19 protein-coding genes, 7 tRNA genes and 2 pseudogenes are annotated in these 16,164 nt (G+C 60.7%); 18 read left to right on the top strand and 10 right to left on the bottom strand.

Annotated features, from left to right (window positions below; translation table 11 throughout):
* Positions 1–212 precede the first annotated feature (212 nt).
* The 8 genes from J7I97_RS16740 to J7I97_RS40325 form a co-directional block, all read right to left on the bottom strand.
* Positions 213–288, bottom strand: a tRNA-Pro gene (locus J7I97_RS16740).
* Positions 289–529: 241 nt separating this feature from the next.
* Positions 530–604: transfer RNA gene (locus tag J7I97_RS16735), tRNA-Leu, on the bottom strand.
* A gap of 140 nt (positions 605–744) precedes the next feature.
* Positions 745–817: transfer RNA gene (locus J7I97_RS16730), tRNA-Lys, on the bottom strand.
* A gap of 102 nt (positions 818–919) precedes the next feature.
* A tRNA-Asn gene (locus J7I97_RS16725) sits at positions 920–992 on the bottom strand.
* A 136-nt stretch (positions 993–1,128) separates the two neighbouring features.
* Positions 1,129–1,203, bottom strand: a tRNA-Gly gene (locus J7I97_RS16720).
* A gap of 4 nt (positions 1,204–1,207) precedes the next feature.
* Positions 1,208–1,280, bottom strand: a tRNA-Ser gene (locus J7I97_RS16715).
* A 53-nt stretch (positions 1,281–1,333) separates the two neighbouring features.
* Positions 1,334–1,408, bottom strand: a tRNA-Ile gene (locus J7I97_RS16710).
* A gap of 19 nt (positions 1,409–1,427) precedes the next feature.
* Complete coding sequence (locus J7I97_RS40325; protein ID WP_374195482.1) at positions 1,428–1,760, bottom strand: HNH endonuclease; 333 nt, start codon at positions 1,758–1,760, stop codon at positions 1,428–1,430.
* A gap of 464 nt (positions 1,761–2,224) precedes the next feature.
* Between J7I97_RS40325 and J7I97_RS16700 the strand changes: the two genes are divergently transcribed.
* From J7I97_RS16700 to J7I97_RS16625, 17 genes and pseudogenes are all read left to right on the top strand, one after another.
* The gene (locus tag J7I97_RS16700; protein WP_214935618.1) at positions 2,225–2,740 is read left to right on the top strand and encodes a hypothetical protein; all 516 of its coding nucleotides are present in this window, start codon (positions 2,225–2,227) and stop codon (positions 2,738–2,740) included.
* Between the two features lie 539 nt (positions 2,741–3,279).
* On the top strand, positions 3,280–4,086 hold the full coding sequence (locus J7I97_RS16695; RefSeq protein WP_308378355.1) for a PD-(D/E)XK nuclease family protein: 807 nt from the start codon (positions 3,280–3,282) through the stop codon (positions 4,084–4,086).
* Between the two features lie 125 nt (positions 4,087–4,211).
* The gene (locus tag J7I97_RS16690) at positions 4,212–5,045 is read left to right on the top strand and encodes an AAA family ATPase (RefSeq protein WP_214935614.1); all 834 of its coding nucleotides are present in this window, start codon (positions 4,212–4,214) and stop codon (positions 5,043–5,045) included.
* Between the two features lie 35 nt (positions 5,046–5,080).
* Positions 5,081–5,431, top strand: coding sequence for a hypothetical protein (locus tag J7I97_RS16685; protein ID WP_214935612.1), 351 nt, complete (start codon positions 5,081–5,083; stop codon positions 5,429–5,431).
* The gene (locus J7I97_RS38545) at positions 5,428–5,865 is read left to right on the top strand and encodes an endonuclease VII domain-containing protein (protein ID WP_214935610.1); all 438 of its coding nucleotides are present in this window, start codon (positions 5,428–5,430) and stop codon (positions 5,863–5,865) included. Before J7I97_RS16685 ends, J7I97_RS38545 begins: the two co-directional genes overlap by 4 nt.
* Positions 5,858–6,163: a hypothetical protein gene (locus J7I97_RS16675; protein WP_214935608.1), complete on the top strand. Its 306-nt coding sequence runs from the start codon at positions 5,858–5,860 to the stop codon at positions 6,161–6,163. Before J7I97_RS38545 ends, J7I97_RS16675 begins: the two co-directional genes overlap by 8 nt.
* 108 nt (positions 6,164–6,271) lie before the next feature.
* Positions 6,272–6,451 (top strand): annotated as a pseudogene (locus J7I97_RS40320) (CHC2 zinc finger domain-containing protein); the annotation flags it as partial.
* Between the two features lie 37 nt (positions 6,452–6,488).
* A complete protein-coding gene (locus J7I97_RS16670; RefSeq protein ID WP_308378354.1) occupies positions 6,489–7,190 on the top strand; it encodes a topoisomerase in 702 nt (233 codons plus the stop codon).
* Complete coding sequence (locus J7I97_RS16665; protein WP_308378353.1) at positions 7,187–7,630, top strand: DUF3310 domain-containing protein; 444 nt, start codon at positions 7,187–7,189, stop codon at positions 7,628–7,630. Before J7I97_RS16670 ends, J7I97_RS16665 begins: the two co-directional genes overlap by 4 nt.
* Complete coding sequence (locus J7I97_RS16660; RefSeq protein ID WP_214935604.1) at positions 7,627–8,022, top strand: hypothetical protein; 396 nt, start codon at positions 7,627–7,629, stop codon at positions 8,020–8,022. The genes J7I97_RS16665 and J7I97_RS16660 overlap by 4 nt, the downstream gene beginning before the upstream one ends.
* Positions 8,019–8,828 carry a metallophosphoesterase gene (locus J7I97_RS16655; protein WP_214935602.1) on the top strand — a complete coding sequence of 270 codons (810 nt, stop codon included), beginning with the start codon at positions 8,019–8,021 and terminating at the stop codon, positions 8,826–8,828. Before J7I97_RS16660 ends, J7I97_RS16655 begins: the two co-directional genes overlap by 4 nt.
* Entirely contained in the window at positions 8,825–9,376 is a 552-nt protein-coding gene (locus J7I97_RS16650) for a hypothetical protein (RefSeq protein ID WP_214935600.1), read from the top strand. The genes J7I97_RS16655 and J7I97_RS16650 overlap by 4 nt, the downstream gene beginning before the upstream one ends.
* Before the next feature lie 148 nt (positions 9,377–9,524).
* Positions 9,525–9,968 carry a hypothetical protein gene (locus tag J7I97_RS16645; protein ID WP_251058862.1) on the top strand — a complete coding sequence of 148 codons (444 nt, stop codon included), beginning with the start codon at positions 9,525–9,527 and terminating at the stop codon, positions 9,966–9,968.
* 409 nt (positions 9,969–10,377) lie between these two features.
* The gene (locus J7I97_RS16640; protein ID WP_308378352.1) at positions 10,378–10,872 is read left to right on the top strand and encodes an SAM-dependent methyltransferase; all 495 of its coding nucleotides are present in this window, start codon (positions 10,378–10,380) and stop codon (positions 10,870–10,872) included.
* Between the two features lie 14 nt (positions 10,873–10,886).
* On the top strand, positions 10,887–12,677 hold the full coding sequence (locus J7I97_RS16635) for a DNA polymerase (protein WP_214935596.1): 1,791 nt from the start codon (positions 10,887–10,889) through the stop codon (positions 12,675–12,677).
* Between the two features lie 8 nt (positions 12,678–12,685).
* Positions 12,686–12,943 (top strand): hypothetical protein, encoded by a 258-nt coding sequence (locus tag J7I97_RS16630; protein WP_214935594.1) that lies wholly within the window; start codon positions 12,686–12,688, stop codon positions 12,941–12,943.
* A gap of 299 nt (positions 12,944–13,242) precedes the next feature.
* Positions 13,243–13,425 carry a hypothetical protein gene (locus tag J7I97_RS16625; RefSeq protein WP_214935592.1) on the top strand — a complete coding sequence of 61 codons (183 nt, stop codon included), beginning with the start codon at positions 13,243–13,245 and terminating at the stop codon, positions 13,423–13,425.
* Positions 13,426–13,557: 132 nt separating this feature from the next.
* Here the strand turns inward: J7I97_RS16625 and J7I97_RS16620 are convergent, their stop codons facing one another.
* A complete protein-coding gene (locus tag J7I97_RS16620; protein ID WP_308378351.1) occupies positions 13,558–15,069 on the bottom strand; it encodes a recombinase family protein in 1,512 nt (503 codons plus the stop codon).
* Positions 15,070–15,107: 38 nt separating this feature from the next.
* Positions 15,108–15,365, bottom strand: a pseudogene (locus tag J7I97_RS16615) (site-2 protease family protein); the annotation flags it as partial.
* Between the two features lie 61 nt (positions 15,366–15,426).
* Here J7I97_RS16615 and J7I97_RS16610 point away from each other — a divergent pair.
* Positions 15,427–16,164 (top strand): BTAD domain-containing putative transcriptional regulator (locus J7I97_RS16610; RefSeq protein WP_374195481.1); only part of this gene is annotated, 738 nt, incomplete at its 3' end.

The raw sequence follows: 16,164 nt of genomic DNA, 5'->3' as shown, positions 1-16,164 counted from the left end.
GCCTCACCCCCGGCAGATTCGTATCCAGGAGGTCACCGAGGTCATCCAGTTCGTCTAGGGCCATCTGACGCCAACTTGCCTTGCGCCTGGCCCTGGTGGGCTCGTCCGCAGCTCGGAAGCGGGGGCCGTCAACCGGCTCCTGGTCCTCGTACATTGATGCATCACTCCTGTGTGCGGTAACAACAAAGGCCCCTCCGTGGAGGGGCCTGCGGTGGTCTGGTCGGCCGGACTCGAACCGGCGGCCTCCTGGTCCCAAACCAGGCGCTCTACCAACTGAACTACGACCAGGCGGTGAGAGTCCGCCCCCGGGTTCGAACCGGGATCTCTGCGGATTGTTTGCGGATCTCCCTTACGGGGCCGGTACCGCGCACCTCTACCAGTTGGGTCAGGTGGACTCTCACGCGATCTACGAGCTGGCGGGCTTACAACCCTGTTCGGCACAAGCCCCACAAGGGCGGGGGTTACTGATGGGCGGCCAGCTCGTAGAAGAGGGCACTGCAATGCCATAGAGGTCCCACATGCGGTGCTGTACCCGCTCCGAGACTCGAACTCGGAAACTCCCGGGTCTGAGCCGGGCGGCTTTACCAAATTTGCCTAAGCGGGCAGGCGGGGCAGCGGACTCGAACCGCTCTTCCCCCCTGTTCCCTCGGGTGACTAGCCCAAGGTAGTAAGGGTGGGGGTGCATCCCATACACCGTCCCCTTGTCCTATCGTTGCAGCGGTCAGGCCGCTATTGTCAGACCAGTGAATCCGGTAGGACTTGAACCTACGACCGCGGGCTTAAGAGGCCCTCGCTCTACCAACTGAGCTACGGATTCGCGAAAAAGTGGCCAGGTGCAAGGCGGGGACTCGAACCCCAGGAGGCCAACCCCCGCGCTAGCGCTACGGCGCCGGCACCCACCGGCTTACCCATTCCCTAGCTGGCATGGCTGGAGTCGAACCAGCAACCCAGGGATTAACAGTCCCTTGCTCTGCCTGTTGAGCTACATGCCAATGTGTCTGGACTCTTCGACGGCCAAGGCCGCGCACTCCCATGGGGTCGGGGTTATCTCTCGGGTGGGGCCTTACGCCCATACGTCCGATCCTTTGCCGACTCCCATCCCATATCCAGACTGGGGAGTCCCTAGCGAGCCCTCTATCGGATTTGAACCGATGTCCCCGCATTGGAAGTGCGGTGCTCTAGACCAAGCTGAGCTAAGAGGGCAGATAGCGCGTTACGGGATTCGAACCCGCGTTACCTCCCTTCGCGGGAGGAGTCCTGAGCCACTAGACGAAACGCGCAGCCCTTCCGTCCCCTGATCGGGGGAGTTTCGGGGCTAGGGGAGCTACCCCAGTTGACCATCCTGGATTCGAACCAGGGACTCCGCCCTTATCAGGGGCGTGCTCTAACCGGGCTGAGCTAATAGTCATCGGTGCCGGCCCGCGGGGCTAGGGTGTTCGCCTGTCCCGCTGGGTCTTGGTGAAGTGGCAGGTCTTGCAGAGGGTTTGAGCGTTGTCGAGGGTCCACGTGCCCCCCTTGGCAATGGGCTTGATGTGGTCCACCTCCAGGTGCTCCCGGGCACCACAGGCCACACAGGCGAACCGATCACGGACCAGGGCGCGCGGCCTTACCCGCCGTTCCCATGCGCTGTCGCGTTGCAAGTTCCTTGGACTCTTGCGTCCCCAGGGACGCTCGGACGGTGCGTGTTCAACGCAGCGGCCTGCGCTGCTTGTTCGCCTGGGGCATCCCCTCACGAGGCATACAGATGCAGCCCTTGGCATAGGCACCTACCCTCAGTAGTACGCTACGACCGATCACTGTCAGCCACAGCGCAGTTGGTGACGTGGCCCCGGAGGCTGCTTGTCTGGCTCCGGGGCCACGACCCCTCTGGACCTGCGACCTGGGCCGACATGGCCCAAAGAGACTCAACAGAGGGGAAACTTTCAAAGTTGAACAGTTCAGACTCTTAGGTCTGACTGTGATCAAGAGTAGTTAGTTGGTCACACATTTGACTGACTGAAAACAGACCTTCTTATGTAGTCCTTCCGTTTCCAGCTCTCAATAGTTATGTACGTGTCCTCTTGACCCCTTGAGGACACCACGGTGCCTGAGACGTGGATCACAGCGGCGTGTCAGAATGGTGATGTCGCATACTTGCGACACGCGCTAGAGTGCTGCTACTGAGACCCTCGCCGTGCCGGCGAAGGCAGTTGCTTCGTCAAATACCCGACCGAATGGGGCGTAAATGAGGCCCAGGAAGCTTCCTAGCGATCACGAGCTACTTAAGCTCCGTGAGGCCAATCTGACGCACGGCGCGATTGCGAAGCGGTTCGGGGTCAGTCGGCAGGCTGTGACGCGGCTTTACAACGGGCAAGACATCCGCACCCGCCAAGGGTTGCAGGAAGTCACCGATGTCCTGCCGTGGTCTCTGGACACTCATCCTGCCAAGAAGAAGCTGGCCTCACAGGCGGCGTACCTGGGCTTGCGGGCCTACCTCCGGGTGCAGCTTGGTCAGGAGATCTCCCCGCGCTCCGAGCAGGCGCGGCGTGCGTTTTTGAACCGGATCACGTCTGGCCGGGAGGTGCTCGCGGTCGAGGAGGACGGGGCCCACTACGTGCCCCGAGCGGCTGACGGTGGTCACGGTTTGATCATTCAATGGCCCGCCGAAGTGCCGCTCACCGAACGGGACTTGGAGCTGTTTTCCTTCGATGCTGCTGAGGCCGCGCATGCTGCCGGCGAGCGGTCGGACAAGATCGCATAGAGCTCTTTCCGTTGGGCCCTGACAGGAGACCTGTCGGGGCCCTTTTTGGTTGTACGTCCAGGTCAGGGCGGGTGTTGTGATCTAGGCCACCCCGGTATTCACATCTCATTCACGTCGTCTCCGGCGTACGCTCATGTCTGTCGAGCGGCGGTCGTACAGGCGTTCGATAGCGCATCGAGTGGGGCTGGGGGGCGTGTGCACATGACGAAGGAAGCTAAGGCTTCCCGTTGGGGAACGAGGGATGAGCTGCTGCGTGCGGTAGAGGGGGCCAGGCCGTTGCGGCTGGCTGAGGTGCACGTCTCGGATGGTCTTCGCATCAGTCGCGTAGAGGCCAAACAGGTAGGTACTTACTTCTTTGTGACGGAGTCGGACACTCTGTACCCGGAGGATCACGAGGCCCTGCAAAGGCTGACTGCGGAGCTGGGGGCCCCGTGGCGGGGTCGGGTTGTGGGCACGGATGACTTTCCGCACCCACACAGGCAGTTCCCACTTTCAACCCGCTTCCGGATTCATGTAGTGCATCCGGAAGCCCAAATCGAATGGGATTAACGTTGACAGACAGGCGCACACAGGTTTCTCAGATGACTCGGTCGGTGAGCCAGGTCGAGCAATACGAGAAATGTCCACGGCAGTACGAGCTACAGCGGGTCGAGCGGATCACTCCTCGGCCCGCTGCTTGGTCTCACCAGGGATCAGCGTTCCACCTGGCGGCCGAAGGATACGAGGGAAGCGGGCGAAGTCTCACCGCGGATCAGGTGGCCGAGATCTTCCACGAGGACTACACGGCCCGGGTGAACGAGGCTCTCCAAGCGGAGCCAAATCTTGACCATTGGCTGACCGCCGGCACCGATGGGCAGTCGGACATTGAGGCTCGCTACGTGCTCGGGATGGAGCAGACGCGGGCCTATGTCCGATGGGCGGAGGAAAACCAGCCCGTCATCTGGAAGGACCCGACGGGTCGGCCGGGCATCGAATTGCACTTGACGGCTGACTTGGGGGGTGTCAGAGTCCAGGGCTACGTGGACCAGTTCGTCAGTAAGCCGGACAAGTCCGTTCGCGTACGGGACCTGAAGACGGGTTCCATGAAGTCAAAGTTCCAGCTCCAGACCTACGGGGTTCTGGCGCGTAAGGCCTTGGGGGTGGAAGTAAATGACGCTGACTGGTACATGGCCAAGTCGGGCGGGCTTTCGCGTCCTGTCGACCTCACCGCTGTTACTGAGGACGAGGTTGCCGAGCGTTTCGTGAGCATGGACCAGGGGGTGAAGGCGGGCAGCTTCCAGGCTTCCCCGGGGTTCCACTGCCGGTTCTGTGACGTGGCGTACGCCTGCTCTGCTCGTAGGGGCTAGATACTCTCTTGCCCAAGATATGCGCCTGGCATATGCTCAACTGGAAGACGGCCCCTCGGGGCCTTTTTTGGAAGAAGTTAGTTGCTTCCTGCGATGAGCTTGGAGCGGCCTTAGGAAGGTGAGCATTGTTCTCTCTTGCGCAATCGGTAAGCATTCGAGGGGCCGCAGGTGAGCCCATTCCGAATGCCCTGAAGTCTCTCAAGCGCCTAGAGGTAGAGTTCCGCCGGTCGGAGTTGTCGCTTGTGGTTGCCGGCCCAGGAACGGGTAAGAGTCTTCTTGCTCTCTTTCTGGCGATGACCGCCAATGTTCCAGTGCTGTATTTTTCGGCCGACTCCAGTGCTGCCACACAGGTTGCGAGGGCCACGGCCATGATTACTGGGCATGAGTCCAAGGTGATCAAGCAGGCGCTCCTCGGAGGGGACTTTGCGGAATATGCGGGTGCCCTCGGAGAGCGATGGTGGGCCCGGTTCAACTTCTTGGCCAGGCCTAGTCAGCAAGATCTTGAAAACTCCCTGCTGTGCTACCTGGAGGTGTACGGATGTACCCCTCACCTGCTTGTGGTAGACAACGTTACGAACGTTGATACTGGAACGGTGGGGGATGCCGAGAGCTATACATTCGGCTTGGAAGGGCTGTGTGAGTATCTCTCGGAAATGGCGAGGGAAACGAGCGCGCATGTGCTAGGGCTTCACCATGTAACCGGAGAGCATTCGGACGGACTGAACCCGATCCCGCTTAGCGGGGTAAAGGGCAAGGTCCACCGAGTACCGTCCCTCATCCTCACAATCCACAAGGAGGTTGACGGTATGAACAGCCGAATACTTCACGTGAGTCCAGTGAAAAACCGTGAGGGCTTCGAGGACTCGTCCGGGCAGACATTTGCTAGCTTCAGGCTCAACCGCAGCAACCTCCGCTTTGAGGAGCTGGATGAAGAGCTGCCGGCCTCTTTTTTTGCCTAGTTACTTGCCTCCTGCGACCGAAGGGCGTATTTTCAATGGCCAGCACGACCATGGTTCGAGAGATCCGGGGCGGATTCAAGGCAGAGCGAGAGTTCGGCTTCGCCCTCCAGATTCGTTTCCCTGATCTGGACCTGTCTGAGGTGGATACCGAAGGTGCCGCCCTCGTAGTTGAAATCGAGGGCCCGCGACGCCTGAACGTTTTCCAGCTCTCAAAGGTTCTGATCGGCGCAGCCCGGGGCGGAGTCAAGACGGCTGTTATCGACTTCAAGGCCGCACGACTGGCAACGGCCATCCCGCTCTTTAACCTTTTTGCCCTCGTTGACGAGAGTGTGACGCAGAAAGAGCTGAATCGGCTCGAAGCTCTGATCAGGACGGGGGCTAAGTGACCCCACCCCGCAGGGGATTTCGAGAGTGTGCCAAGTGCGGGCAGAACCGGTCGGAGAAGTTCTACACCTCGGTTCGAGGGAAGGTCTGCTCTTCCTGCCGTAAGGCCGGGCGCCGGCAGGCAGCCCGGAACACGAGGATTCAGGCGACATACGGACTGTCTCCCGAGGAATATGACCGCCTCCTCCTGGCGCAGGACGGCAGGTGTGCAATCTGCCGAGAGACCCGCAAAACCAATCTGGCCGTGGACCACTGCCACAAGACGGAAGCGATTCGTGGCCTTCTCTGTGCCCGATGCAATGGCCAGCTCCTCGCCCGAGGAGCCAGAGACAGGCCTGAAGTGCTGCGGCGAGCAGCCGAGTACCTAGAGAACTATCCGGCCTGGAAAGTCTTGGGCCCGCGATACACCAACGATAAGAGGAATGAAAATGGCTGAGGCCAAGCGGACGACCATCGATCGGGAAGTCAAGAAGACCGAGAAGGTAGCTGCAATCTCGGTGACCATGACCCTTGAGGAGGCGGAAAGCCTCATGGCAGTCCTGGTCAGGGTTGCCGGCAGCATGACGAACAGTCCGCGCATGCACACCAACGCGGTTCTCCAAAGCCTGGAAAAGGCACAGGTGCGTGACTGGGAGACGGCGGGACACCCGTTTGCCCTTCTGGACGAACGAGCCAGCGGCCTCGTGTTCAAGGACTACCAGCAGTCGGCGTTCTACGGCCTGGCATTCCGATGACCGAAATCTACGCGGTCAAGTCGCCTCGCGACTCACGCGGCGACTATCACGCTTGGAAGGCGGCTGCACGGCAGTACGACTTTCCCGTGACTGTGAGGCGCATTGGTGATGAGAAGCACCCTTCCGAAGCCGTCGATAGCTAGAGTCCTGGCCCACTTCTACGGAATCGACATCGCGGTATCAAGGGGACGGCAGAAGGTCTGTTGTCCCCTTCATGCTGACTCCAACCCGTCAGCCTCTGTCGATGTCGATCGAAACCGTTGGAACTGCTTTGTCTGCAACCTCTCCGAGGACTCGTATGCAGTGATCATGAGGGAGAAGAGCTGTGGCTTCCTTGAAGCCCAAGAACTTGCACGTATCGAATTCCGTGGAGATGGCGAGGGAATACCACCAGACCTACCAGGGCAGCCCGGCAGAGCAGTACGTAGCGGCCCGCGGGCTAGGAGCAGTCGCAGCGAAGTTCGGCCTGGGCTACGTCCGTTCGGCTCTACCTGGGCATGAACGGTACGGAGGCAGCCTCTGCATTCCCTACATGCGACCTGCCGGCGGAGAGCACGGAGTAGCGACCTGCCGTTTTCGCTGTATCGCAGATAGATGTGTGCGGGACTCTGATGGATCGTACTTCTTCGAGAAGGGTGAGAAGGAGAAGCACGATCACAAGGGAGGCAAGTACATGAGCCTCCCGGGCGATCCTCCCCGCCTGTTCAACACGGCCGCCCTGATTCAGCCGAGCCCAATCCTGGTAGTGGTCGAAGGGGAATTCGACACCATGTCTTGGGATCTGGCCGGTATCCCGGCAAGCGGGGTTCCTGGAACCGGCACATGGCGGGACTACTGGACCCCCGCCCTGTACGGGTACGAGACCGTGTTTCTCATAGCGGAGGACGGTCCTGGGCTTGCCTTTATGGACGAGCTAGCTGCCGAACTACCAAACGGCAAGGTGATTCAAATGCCCGACGCCCGAGATTCCAACTCCGTGCTAATCGGGTCTGGGACTACAGCACTCAAGGGGCGGATCGGCCTGTGAAGTACAAAGTGAAGGACAAGGTCCGAGTGGCATCTCCGGACTCTCCGGCGTTGCGGCTTGGCGGCTTTCTTGGGTTTCGCGGCGTTGTCTACTCGGTGAATTCGCATGCAACGGCCCCGTACCCCTACGGGGTAAAGATCTACGTCAATGGACAAGCGCGGTTTCTCAACTTGGCAGAGGACGAGATCGAGCCGGTTTCGGCCCCGGTTTCCGTCGCAGGTGATTCTGCGGTGGATCATCCGAGTCACTACACCTGGCTGCCCCAAGGGCTCGAAGTTATTGACCTAGCAGAGTGTCTGAACTTCAGCCGGGGTTCTGCCGTCAAGTACCTCTGTCGTGCGGGACGTAAGGATGGCAGCACCGAACTGGAAGACCTCAAGAAGGCTCGTTGGTACATCGACCGCGAGATTCAACGGATTAGCAAGGAGCAGGGCAAGTGACGTTCGTGGGAGTGGTCGAATCTGCGGTAACGGACTCAGTGGTTCTGGAGACGCTTCGCGAGGTCGTTGCAGAGCGACCCGACTACGTCTATTCGTCTCCGGAGTACATGCCAGCCGATGAAGAAGACGGCCGGTGTTTCTACGTGCACAAGGATGAGTCGGGGTCTCCTGTCTCTGCTGGGTGTGTCATCGGAGTAGTGCTTTACCGCCTGGGGGCTCCGCTGGAGTGGATGGAGCAGCTTGAAGCGCGGCCGGCATCGTCGCTGGCGGGAAGGCTCTTTCCCCAACTCTCTGATCGGACTATGCAAAAGCTGAACCTGGTGCAGAGCGCCCAGGACAACGGAGACACGTGGGGAACGGCCTACGCGAAGGGTACGGGGGAGACCATTTGAAAAGGGTAGTTGTCATATCGGACCTTCAGGTCCCTTACCACGACCCCAAGGCGCTGAACAATTTGATCAGCTTCATCGGGGACTATCAGCCGGATGAGCTGTACCAGATAGGTGACCTCAACGACTATGAGACGCCTAGCCGTTGGAACGAAGGCACTCGCTTCGAGTATCGCCAGCAAGTGAAGAGTGATTCCGAGGTCACCAAGCGGCGCGTCCTCGAACCCATAAGGGCAGTCTACGGAGGGCCCTTCGGAATCCTGGAGGGTAATCACGACCTCCGGCCACGTACTTACCTGAGTGCCAAGGCTCCAGCGTTGGCTGAATACGCAGACGACTTCCATTTTTCGAGACTGCTGGACTTCGATGGATTTGGGGTTAATCTTACCCCCGCTTTCCATAAGGTCGGGCCGGATACGGCCCTTATCCATGGACACGAGATCAAGGGTCTTTCCAACATCTCGGGCACCACGGCATATGCCCATGCCAGCAAGGCGACCACGAACTTGGTCATGGGGCACACACATCGGCTCGGAGTGCGCCGGCACGGCCCGTCCCATCTGGGCGGTATGCGGTGGGGATTTGAAGTTGGGCACATCATGGACCCGCGGAAGGCTCAGTATCTCGGACCTGGAGCTGTCGCAAATTGGCAATCTGGCTTTGGAATCCTCTACGTCGGAGACCATGATGTCTCCCCCTACCCCGTTGACATCCGCCGCGATGGCTCGTTCGTCGTTGAGGGTGAGCGCTACGGAAAGGTGATTCGCGGCGCCGGAGGGCGCTTTGTTAAGAAGGGGGACGGCGTATGACTGTAGTTGACTGGGCTCGTGTGGCGGATATTGCGGACAAGGCGGCCCGATCGATCGCCTCTGCATGGACCGTAGTGGAAAAGGACGACGTTAAGCAGGAGATCCTTCTTCACGCTTACGAGCGTCGTACGTACCTGGAGCAGCACTACGATGAGCAATTCCTTTGGATGTTCTGCAAGAAGGCCGGCACTCAGTACGCGTCCAGGGAGCGAGATGCTCGCGATGTTGAAGACGGGAAGTATTACTACACCCCGGACGAGGCTAAGCGGGCCCTGGCGACGCTCATCTACTCAGATGAGGAACTCGGTCAGATGCTTGGCCGCAAGGACGACTTGCTTTCCTGCCGAATCACCGATTCTCTAATTTCTGCACGGCTAGATGCTTCCTTGGCTCTGAATCGGCTAACTAAGCCGCAGCGGGACACTGTGATGCGCAGATACGTCTACGGGCTTCCTCCGAAGGACGACACCGAGCGCAAGGCGAGCAATCGAGGGCTTGATGCTCTTGCTCGCAGGATGAACCGAGACCTGCGAAAGGTAGTTGCCTGATCTAAGGGCTTCCTTTTACCCAGATACTTGCCTCCTGCGATTGTAGGTGTGCGACCACTGACCCCGAGAGGTCTGTATGAGCTTTCCCAATCCCTTTGACGGTGCATCCCCCTGGGGAGAACCAGAAACTACTAAGGAGACCAAGCCTATGACTGACGCTGTTGCTGCGGTTACCCCAAACAAGTTCAAGATCGGTCTTACATTCAAGGCCGCGGCGGGATATGACGCCGAGTGGATCACGCCAACGGTCTTCGGTCAGAGCGCCGAAGAGGTTGCTACCAACGCTGTAGACCTTATGAAGGCTCTCGCGGACAAGGGGGTCATTGAGCTTGCCTCCCACGCTGCCAAGAAGGTGCGCGAGACCCACCAGCCCGTAGCCGGCAAGGGTGGGAATGCGGCTCCCAAGACGTTCCAGGGCGGCAAGGTTCAGCAGGCCGCTCCGTCGAGCCCTGCTGGGGACTCGTGCCCGCACGGCCGAACTCTGCGTGAGGGCCAGGGCGCGAAGGGCGCATGGGCGGCGCTCTTCTGCAACGCCCCGAAGGGCTCCAACTGTGACCCGCTGTGGCGGCAGAAGGACGGCTCCTTCTCGTAGGAGCTGACGGAGTTGAGTAACTCGCCTCAAGGGGGCCGGGAATTCCTCGGCCCCCTCTCGTTTTGCTCGGGATATTTACCGAAGGGGCGGGGGTGCCATTTTGGGATCGCACGCCAAGCGCTCACCTCGCGTTGAGCGGGGGACACTCCAGTCCGTTAGGGCGCGGCGCCCACCGGTCAGGTTCTTCTATTTCTGTATGGGGGTCACCGTGTCGAACTGCGTATTCATCGGAGCGGCTGCCCTGAAGCGCCACATGTAAGGAGGTGTCGGGGGGATTCTCAAACTACTTGACCTGTACTGCTGCCAGGGGGGAGCGGGAAAGGGTTACCAAGATGCAGGGTTCGAAGTCGTAGGTGTTGACATTGCCCGACAGCCCCGCTATCCATTCGAGTTCATTCAAGCCGAAGCTATGCAGTTCCTTCTGACGTACGGTCATCGCTTCGACTTCATACACGCCTCGCCGCCCTGCCAGCTCTACAGCAAGACACAGCGGATTAGGCAGAACGACCATCCTGACCTCTTGGGGCCCACCCGAGATGCCCTGAACGCCATAGGCGTTCCGTGGGTCATCGAGAACGTCATGGGGGCGGAGCCGGAAATGAAGAATCCGATCATGCTTTGCGGTGATTACTTCGGACTTCACACCTATAGGCACCGTCTCTTTGAGGCTGGGGGCTGGACGCTTCCGCAGCCGACGCACCCGACTCACGTGAAGCGTCAAACGAAGATGGGTCGCCGGCGACTCCCCGGAGAAATGGGGATCTACGTTGGGAACTTCATCGGGGTGGACGGGGCCAAGGAAGACCTTGGAGTCACCTGGATGTCCCGAGAGGGCATTCGTGAATGCATCCCTCCTGCCTACACAAAGTTCGTAGGCCAGGAGTTCATCAAGCAACTTGGATAGATGGGGGAAGGCTCTTGCAGCATCTCAGTTACCGACTCAAGGGCCAGCCGATATCGATTCGGGTTGCGGAGACAGAAGATGACCTTGAGCAGTTCCGTGAGTTCGTGTCTCGTCACCGCATTCTTGGTTTCGACACGGAAACGACGGGACTCCAGTGGTGGGCGGACGACTTCAGGTGCCGACTGGCACAGTTCGGCACCGGAGCGGAAACCTGGGTCATTCCGGTGGAGAAGGGGCCAGCCTTCGCGGAAGCGGTCCGCTGGGCTCTTCTCCGCCTTGAATGGCTGGTAGCTCACAACGGCACATTTGACCTTCATGTTGCTGAGGCGACGCTTGGCATACCCATGGAGGATCTTGCTCCGAAGGTATGGGATACGCGTCTGCTGGCGCACCTCGTTGATCCGCGGGCGGTCAAGGAGCGGGGCCCCGGTCTCAAATTGGAAGAGCTGACCAAGTTCTACATCTGCGAGACCACGGCAGAAGAGGTCAAGGGCTCAATCCGGGAGCTTGCGAAGAAGTACAAGACCACGAAGGAAAAGATCTGGAAGCTCGTTGAGTTGTTCGATCCGGACTTTTTGCTCTACGCAGGCATGGACCCGGCCCTTGCCTACAGGCTCTTCCAGATCCTGTATCGCCTGGTGCCGGCGCGTTCCAAGTCTCAGGGGCTCATTGGGTGGGAGCACCAACTAGCGCACGTCACGGCCAAGATGGAGCGGACCGGCTACCTGCTGGATGTCGAATATGCCGAGCGGCGCTGTGAGGAGCTTTCCGCCGAGCAGCAGCGCCAGGAGCAGCTTGCGCGGACCTTCGGTGTTGAGAACGTCAACTCAAATCAGCAGCTCATTGACGTCTTTACTGATCTCGGGGTACGGCTGACAAAGAGGACGGCTAAGGGGAATCTGTCGATAGACGATGATGTGCTATCGGCTATTGAGCACCCTCTAGCCGCTGCGGTGGTGCAGGCCAAGAAGGCCGGCAAGTGGCGCAAGACTTGGTTTGAGCGAGCTCTGATTGGCCGTGATTCGGACAATCGGGTGCACGGAAGTATTAATAGTCTCCAGGCGCGGACTTCCAGGATGTCAATTTCTGGCAGCATCCCGGCTCAAACGTTCCCCTCGGGGGACGGCTATGTGAGGCACATGTTTCTTGCTGATGAGGGGCACGTCTCGTGTTCCATCGACTTCGGCAATATGGAGCTTCGCTACCTGGCGGCATTCTCTCGTGATCCCACAATGCTGAACGCCTTTGTTAACGGGCTAGATCTTCACCAGATCACTGCTGATGCTGCGGATGTTGCACGCAAAATTGGCAAGATGGCCAACTTCTTGACGGTGTATGGCGGGGGCTGGGCGGCCCTAATGGAGCAGGCCCATGTAGACGAAGCCACCGCCCGAAAGGTGCTGGAGGCGTTTTCCCGGACGTATCCCGGTGTTGGGGCTTTCGGGAAGCGACTGGCCGATGAAGCTAGGCGAACTGGATTCGTTTACACAGCAACTGGCCGGCGGCTACCTGTCGATCCCGGCAAGTGGTTCCGGGCGCTGAACTACTTCGTGCAGGGCGGCAGCCGTGACGTAACGGCTCGGGCCCTGCTGAAGCTCGATCAGGCAGGCTACTCCCCGTTTATGCGGCTGCCCATTCACGACGAGATTGTTTTTAGCTTCCCGGAGAAGGATGCGCCTGAGATGGCGCGGGAGGCCGTGCGCATCATGCAGTTTTCGGTGCAGGGGCTTCTGATACCTGCTGATGCCGAAATTGGTCAGCGCTCTTGGGGGAGCGTGTTGGAACTTGAAGAAAGCAAGCACTAGGAGCGTGTATGAGTGACGAGCAGACTGGTTCCTTTGAGGAACTCATCGAGGGTATTGAGGCAGAGATGAATGTGCAGCGACTGCACAAGCAGGGGGCTTACGCAGTAACGGCCTCCCGCATTGCGGGAACGGTACTCACGGAGGCCGTTGCTTCAGGTCTTCCCTACGAGCTGGCTAGGGATATGGCTGCCGATACCTGGAACTCCATCATGGGCTTCCACCAGCTCGCGGTTGACAACGATGAGGATGCGGAGGTGGTGGGGTGACCTCCATGGAAGAACGTTGTACGGAGCCCCGCAAGGGCCTGGCCGGCATGCCGTATGCGTCCATCGCGCCTGATCGCAATCCGGCTCTGAAGTATCACGTTGGTCTCGGCCGAGCTAAGTCAGCCGTTGCATGGGAGCGGCCTAATCGGTACAACCCCGAGACTCGACAGTTCGAGTATCGCGGAGTGCGAGGCGGGGAGGTCTACCAGCAGGATGGCAATGCGTGGAAGCTCCTCTACCGAGTGGAAGCCGGGACGTTTCCGGACGACCTCCCTTGGAAGGCTGATCGGTGATGGACTGTGAGTAAGGGCAAGCAGAGCGAAGCGCAGCGGGGATTCCTCCGAGACCTAAACGACACGGTGAGGCGTTACGGCCTCTTTGTTGAGTCTGCCGGCTGCTGCGGCGAACTCCTCCTGCTAGGAGGGAAGGCGCCGCTTGATATCCGCTATGACTACGACGAGGAGGTCTATCGGGCCTTCTGATTGCCCTTCGTGTGGGGGATGGGTACTTGATATAGCTGACACAGGTGCCGTGTCACCGGAGCCTTCCCCGACTCAAGACCGCTAGTTTTAGGTAAAGCAGAAAGGCCCCTCCCAACCGGGAGGGGCCTTTCGTTACGCCATGATTTTGGCGAATCGGTGCTTCAAGTCGTCTGGGACCTTGAGAATATGTCCGCCCTTATCGCGGGGGTGACACTCCATCGTGATCCCGGCCTTCACCAAGTCGTCCGTGATCTGTGGAGTACCCTTTTCGAACCAGCGCTCTCCAAAGGTCATGCCTAGCTCTCTGTACTCCCAGCGTGATTCGCCAGCAGCCCCAAGGGAAGAAAGACGCTCGTACTCCTCGTTGAGTCCTTCGAGTGTCTTTGCGGCCTTGTCCCTAAGAATGCCCTTGCTGTAAATGCCTCCGGGAGTTATCTGGGCCATGTGGTAGTTGATTGACTCTTCCAGCTCTTCGAGCTTGGCAGCCGTGCCATCGCCTTCCACGTATATGCGCTGAACTACAGGCTCATTGCCGAGTTCTTCAAGTAGGGACCGCATGACGGGGCCGATGATCTCCGTCTCTGGATCGAAGACGTAGCCGGGGCATGCCGGCGACTTGGGGCGCGACAAGCAGCGAATCTTGTGCGTCTCCCGATAGGTCTCGTCCTTGCGCTTCTTCTTGGTGGTGTGCCATTGCAGATTCTTGCCACAGCTCCCGCACTTGATCACATCGAGAAAGGGTGTTTTCGGTTCAGGGCCTCGGACTCCCGATGCCGGCGCAGCGGTCTCAATGAGTGCCTTTTGTAGCTGCTTCCATTCTTCCTCCGTGACAAGCGGCTCAGCCATCTTGATGCGGTGGCCCTTCTCGTCGTAGACGAGAACCGTCCGGCTGTACTTCTTGCCGGGTATGGGTTCGTTCCGAGTCTTAAAGCCCAGGAGAGTCGGACTGGTGAGGATGCCCTTCAGGGTTTTCGGGTACCAAGGGGCAACCGTTTCCCTCTTGCTCGTCTTGTAAGTGGCTGACGGGGAGGGGACGTTGCGCTCGTCCAGGTCTCGACAGATGGCGTTGAGGGGCTCTCCGTTGAGCACCCTCATGACGATCTCGCGCAGGTTCGGCAACGTGACGGGGTTGGGAACCAGGTAGCGGCCACCGTTACGTTCCTCCGTCGTATAGCCGTACGGAGGGCTTCCGCCTCCCCAGCGATCGGAGGTGAGGAGGTGCTGACGCATGGAAGTGACCCGCTCGGAGACAGCGCGGGCCTCCATGCGGGCGAAGGCGGCGATCATGGTTGCCATGACCTCCCCGAACGGGTCGGTGAGGTCGAAGGGTTCCGTGGCGGAAACCAGACCCTTGCTGCCGTGGTTCTCTGCCCACTCGATCATGGTGTGCAGGTCGCCCACCTTCCGCACGAAGCGGTCAAGGCGCCAGAACACGATGTTGTCGAACTCAGGAGCCCTGTCCAACCACGCAGCCAGCTCGGGCCGCTGCCACGGCGCGTACCGGGTAGCTGAGATGTCAAGATCCTTAGCCACACCCACGACGTCCCAGCCGCGACGCTCGCAAAAGGCCATGCACTCTTCGAGCTGCCGTTCAGGGCTGGTGGTGCTGTCTGTGTCTATGGACAGACGGACGGCGATGAGCACTCTCGGTCTCCTGGTCATGAGAGGAGGTTAACAGGCCGGTACCTAAGTGGATTCAGCGTCAGATAGCCCTTGGCACCTATCGTGAGGTCGCCGCTGTGCAGGGCGGTGCGGGCGTGCGCGTACTCGTGGAGGCAGAGCGAGACGATCCAGGCCGCCGTGACGAAGAGGAACACCGCGAGCCCGGTGCTGGTCGAGTAGCCCGTCCACACGGCCCAGCCGGTGACTGCCATGACGGCGACGATGCCGAGGAATACGGAACTTATGCGCCGCTCGCTGCGGCTGCCCTGGTGATCCATGCGGCGAAACCTATCCCGGGTCCCGGTCGGGCCGGGGTCCGGGGCCGGGGAGAATGAGCCGGTGCGCTACGCGATTCTCGGCACCACCCAGGCCTTCCGCGACGACGGGACTCCCGTCGCCGTCGGCGGAGCGCGGCTGCGGGCGCTCCTGACCGCGCTCGCACTGCGACCCGGGCGGGCGGTGCCGGCGCCCGCGCTGGTCGCGGAGGTGTGGGACGGTGACCCGCCGGCCGAGGCGGTGGCCGCGCTCCAGGCGCTGGTGGCCCGGCTGCGGCGGGCCCTCGGCCGGGAGGCCGTGCGGTCCGAGGCGGGCGGGTACCTGCTGGCCGCCGCGCGGGAGGACATCGACGTATACCGCTTCGAGCGCCTCACGCGCGAGGCGTCGTCCGCCCCCGGCCCGGCCGAGGCGGCCGCCCTGTACGACGAGGCCCTGGCCCTGTGGCGGGGACCCGCGCTGTCCTGCCTGCCGGACCAGGCGGCCCAGTCCGCGCGGTGGGAGGCGGTACGGCTGGACGCGCGCCGGGGCCGGCTCGCGGCGGCCCTTGCCCTGGGCCAGGCCGAGCGCGCCCTGCCGGAGTTGACCGCGCTGTGCGCGCAACAGCCCCTGGACGAGCCCCTCCAGGCCCTCCGCATCCGCGCCCTCCGCGATGCGGGCCGGCCGGCCGAGGCCCTGGCCGCCTACGACAAGGTCCGCCGCGACCTGTCCACCCGCCTGGGCACCACCCCGGGCCCCACCCTCCGCACCCTCCACACCGAACTCCTGACCCCGCCCCGGGCCCCCGGCCCCGGCGTGCGGCCC

Origin of the sequence: Streptomyces sp. ISL-87 (genome assembly GCF_018614095.1) — a bacterium.
In the GTDB taxonomy this organism is placed as follows: domain Bacteria; phylum Actinomycetota; class Actinomycetes; order Streptomycetales; family Streptomycetaceae; genus Streptomyces.
This window is presented reverse-complemented; position numbering and strand designations above follow the sequence as displayed.